This is a genomic window from Vibrio sp. V03_P4A6T147, from assembly GCF_002241085.1.
Taxonomy (GTDB): Bacteria; Pseudomonadota; Gammaproteobacteria; order Enterobacterales; family Vibrionaceae; genus Vibrio; species Vibrio anguillarum.
The window spans coordinates 1-4104 of sequence record NZ_NDIO01000016.1 but is presented as its reverse complement, the minus strand read 5'-3'; the positions used below and the strand labels follow the sequence as shown (position 1 = coordinate 4104).

Annotated in this window: 5 protein-coding genes and 1 pseudogene; all 6 read left to right on the top strand. The window is 46.5% G+C overall.

Annotated features, from left to right (window positions below):
• The first annotated feature begins 59 nt into the window (after positions 1 to 59).
• The gene (locus B9J84_RS00630) at positions 60 to 437 is read left to right on the top strand and encodes a hypothetical protein (RefSeq protein WP_094123293.1); all 378 of its coding nucleotides are present in this window, start codon (positions 60 to 62) and stop codon (positions 435 to 437) included.
• A 99-nt stretch (positions 438 to 536) separates the two neighbouring features.
• Positions 537 to 878 carry a metalloregulator ArsR/SmtB family transcription factor gene (locus tag B9J84_RS00625; protein WP_094123292.1) on the top strand — a complete coding sequence of 114 codons (342 nt, stop codon included), beginning with the start codon at positions 537 to 539 and terminating at the stop codon, positions 876 to 878.
• A gap of 21 nt (positions 879 to 899) precedes the next feature.
• Entirely contained in the window at positions 900 to 1901 is a 1002-nt protein-coding gene (locus B9J84_RS00620; RefSeq protein ID WP_094123291.1) for an ArsJ-associated glyceraldehyde-3-phosphate dehydrogenase, read from the top strand.
• Positions 1902 to 1913: 12 nt separating this feature from the next.
• Positions 1914 to 2411 (top strand): cyclin-dependent kinase inhibitor 3 family protein, encoded by a 498-nt coding sequence (locus tag B9J84_RS00615; protein WP_094123290.1) that lies wholly within the window; start codon positions 1914 to 1916, stop codon positions 2409 to 2411.
• Between the two features lie 42 nt (positions 2412 to 2453).
• A complete protein-coding gene (gene arsJ / locus B9J84_RS00610; RefSeq protein ID WP_094123289.1) occupies positions 2454 to 3686 on the top strand; it encodes an organoarsenical effux MFS transporter ArsJ in 1233 nt (410 codons plus the stop codon).
• A gap of 79 nt (positions 3687 to 3765) precedes the next feature.
• A pseudogene (locus B9J84_RS00605) lies at positions 3766 to 4104 on the top strand (tRNA (pseudouridine(54)-N(1))-methyltransferase TrmY); the annotation flags it as partial.

The window sequence follows — 4104 nt, the reverse complement described above, 5'->3', positions numbered from 1 at the left end:
TCTATATTCTGCTAAACACACCCACTTAATTAAGTATGTCAGTAAAGGAGGCTGGCAATATGATAGATAAAAGAACCGTTCATTTGATTAGCTTCCCTAACTCTGACCTTGCTTGTATCGCTGCTCAACTGTTGTATATCAATGCTGGAAGTTTCTATGAGATTACTTTTGAAGCGATTGACGGCATCGACTTACCCGAGCAAAGCCATTTGGAAAAGTTGGGTTACTTTGGCTACACCTTCATCGAGCCGACACAGAGGTTAGAGCCCGCTTACGATTATGTGATCGATATTAACTATGCGATGTACCAACACGATAGACGCCGAGAGGCATATCAAAAACAGGTTTATTGGGAAATCGATTGTAATCAAAATGCAACAAAAGTCCTGCAACATGCTGTCAGCTATTTTACTTCTCGCTTTAACATCATCCTTTAAAAGTCAGCGGTAACTTTTATTCAGCGGTAACTTTTATATTGACAGCGATTTCTTTTTATATGATATATATGTACATCCGCATATGCAGAGATTAATGAAATGCTACCTCATCAGTTTTTTAAATTGCTGTCCGATGAAACGCGAGTGCGCTGTTTGCTCATGATTACACGCGAGCAACGAGTGTGTGTCGGCGAGTTGACGCAAGCGTTAAATGAAAGCCAACCGAAAATTTCTCGCCATTTGGCTCTACTTCGTTCCAGTGGTGTGGTGGTTGATACAAGGCAAGGGCAATGGGTGTTTTATCGGCTCTCGGACCAACTGCCCGGATGGATGAGAAAACAAATTCAAGGGCTGGTGGAGTCCAACTGCCTGAAACAAGAATACCAACAGGATATGCAAAGGCTGGCAGAGATGAAATCTCGCCCAGAATGCTGTGTTTAGAAGGGATAAAAGGAAATAAAAATGTCTATTAAAGTCGGAATTAACGGGTTTGGTCGTATTGGTCGTTTAGCATTAAGAGCCTCATTTGATTGGCCTGAGATCGAATTTATCCAGATTAACGATGTTGCGGGTGACGCGGCGACCTTGGCTCATTTGCTCGAATTTGATTCAATACAAGGCCGTTGGCATCATGAAGTGACAAGCGACGGTAATGCGATCATTGCCAACGGTCAGATTATTCGTACCTCACAACAAAAAGCGATCAGTGATGTCGATTGGTCTGGTTGTGATGTGGTCATCGAAGCAACAGGCAAACACCGCAAATCTGAGTTTTTGAATCAGTATTTAGCGCAAGGTGTTAAACGCGTGGTTGTTTCCGCGCCAGTCAAAGAAGATGGGATTGCTAACATTGTGGTTGGTGTGAACGATCACATTTTTGATCCAGAGAAACACCAGATTGTGACCGCTGCGTCTTGTACCACCAACTGCATTGCGCCTATCGTCAAAGTGATTCACGAGCAACTTGGTATTGAACACTCATCGTTTACGACCATTCATGATTTAACCAACACGCAAACCATTTTGGATGCACCGCATAAAGATCTACGCCGCGCTCGTGCGTGTGGTATGAGCCTTATCCCGACCACAACCGGTTCTGCGACAGCGATTGTGGAAATCTTCCCCGATCTGAAAGACAAAATTAACGGTCACGCGGTGCGTGTGCCGCTAGCCAATGCCTCGTTAACCGACATTATTTTTGATGTGAAACGCGATACCAGCGCGGAAGAAGTCAACGCGCTACTGAAAGCGGCTTCAGAAAATGAGCTCAAAGGCATTCTCGGTTTTGAAGCGCGCCCACTGGTGTCGATTGATTACAAAGGCGATCAACGCTCAACGATTGTCGACGCACTCTCGACCATGGTGGTGGGCAAGCGCATGGTGAAAATTTACGCTTGGTATGATAACGAAATGGGTTACGCAACGCGTACCGCAGAATTAGTACGCAAAGTCGGTTTGGCATAAAGGAGCAAAGAAATGACACATCCTACATGGGAACTGTCCGTTGCAGAAAACAGTGCTGGTTTGGTATTGACGCCTTGCCCGGGGACAAAAGATCTTCCTTTGGTTGAGAGTATTGAACAACTGAGATCTCAAGGTGTTACCGTTGTGGTGACGGCTCTAAGTCACGAAGAGATGCAAGAGAAAGGCGTTGGCGACTTGCCTAAAGTGGTTGAACAAGCGGGGCTGCAATGGTTTCACGCCCCAATTGAAGATGATTGCGCGCCCGACCATCAGTTTCAAACGCATTGGCAAAGTATCTCCCCATCACTTCATCAGGCGCTTGCCAAGGGAGATAAGATTGCCATGCATTGCATGGGTGGATCGGGTCGTACTGGTTTACTTGCTGCTCATTTATTGCTGGAGAAAGGCTGGGAACTGCAAAACATTATTACTCAAGTTCAATCATTAAGACCGGGTGCGTTTACCAAAGATGTACAAGTTGAGTACATCAAACAATTTGTTAATCAATAACAGTCCCAAAGAGCTGCCTTAGGCGGCTCTTTTGCAAAGAGAGTGATTATGTTGCCTCAACTCAACCAAAACGTTCGCCAGTACATGTTGGTGACTTTTAATTATTGGAATTTTACCGTCACTGACGGCGCGCTGCGCATGTTGGTGGTGTTGTATTTTTATGATTTGGGTTATTCGACCTTAGCGATTGCGTCTTTGTTTCTCTTTTATGAATTTTTTGGCGTGGTCACTAACCTGATTGGCGGTTGGCTTGGTGCGCGTTTAGGGCTGAATCGCACCATGAATATTGGCCTTGGCATGCAAATATTCGCGCTCTTGATGCTTGCTGTACCTGCTGCATGGTTAACCATTCCTTGGGTGATGGCGGCGCAGGCGTTATCGGGCATCGCCAAAGATCTCAATAAAATGAGTGCAAAAAGTGCGATCAAAACATTAGTCCCTGAAAATGCACAAGGGGCACTCTACAAGTGGATAGCCATTCTTACGGGTTCAAAAAACGCTCTAAAAGGGGCCGGCTTTTTTCTCGGTGGCGTCTTGCTCTCTTGGATCGGCTTTCAATATGCGGTAGCGGCTATGGCGGCGGTATTGTTATTGGTTTTTATCGGCAGTTTGCTCAGCTTGCAAGCCGATATTGGCAAAGCCAAAAACAAACCGAAATTTTCAGAGATTTTTTCCAAATCACGCAGCGTGAACATCTTATCAGCGGCTCGCCTGTTTTTGTTCGGCGCGCGAGACGTTTGGTTTGTGATTGCTTTACCCATTTATCTGGGCAGTGTTTTTGGTTGGGATCATAGCGCCGTGGGCGGCTTTTTAGCACTGTGGGTGATTGGCTACGGAGTGATCCAAGGGTTTGCCCCTAAAATAACGGGCAGTACTTCAGGTCAAGTGCCAGATGGGCGCTCTGCGCTCGGTTGGGCGGCGCTATTGGCGCTGATCACAGGTTTAATCGCCTACAGCATTCAAGCGCAGTGGCATCCGGAAGTCGTGATCATCGCGGGATTACTGCTTTTCGGCGCTGTCTTTGCAATTAACTCATCGCTGCATTCCTATTTAATCGTGAGCTATGCCAAGGGTGATGGCGTCTCGCTTGATGTTGGCTTTTACTACATGGCAAACGCGATGGGGCGTTTAATCGGTACCGTGCTTTCCGGGTGGGTTTTCCAACTTTGGGGATTAGCGGCGTGTTTGTGGGTTTCGTTTGGTTTTCTGCTGCTGACCACTCTCATTTCATTGGGGCTCCCGAAAAGCAAAGCTGTGTTGACGAGCGAACCGTAGCTTCACTGGTTGATGACTATTCCAGAGGATGGAGATTGTGATAGAGTCCGTGCTTTATTGAATGAATTGAGTTAGTCACATGAGAGCTTTTGTTGTAAGGGCCCGCGCCGCTTCTACGGATAAACAGACTTTTTTAGCCTCTGTTGGGCAAGAAGCCCACACAGAAATTTTGGCCCACGTACTCATGAACGCTATTTTTACCGCGCAGTCGCATCGTGATGACGTGGTGGTCTACTTAGTGCTGGAAAGTACGCAAGATTTCTCGCGGACTTTATGTTTTGAGTCGAGCCAGTTGCATAATATCGGTGGTTTTCACGAGCAAGCCTTGCTGACCAAAATAGGCCATGCTTTAGACGTTTCCGTGGGTATGGGCAAAGAGCAAACCCGAGAGGTCGAGCAAGGACTCACGGTTGAAACC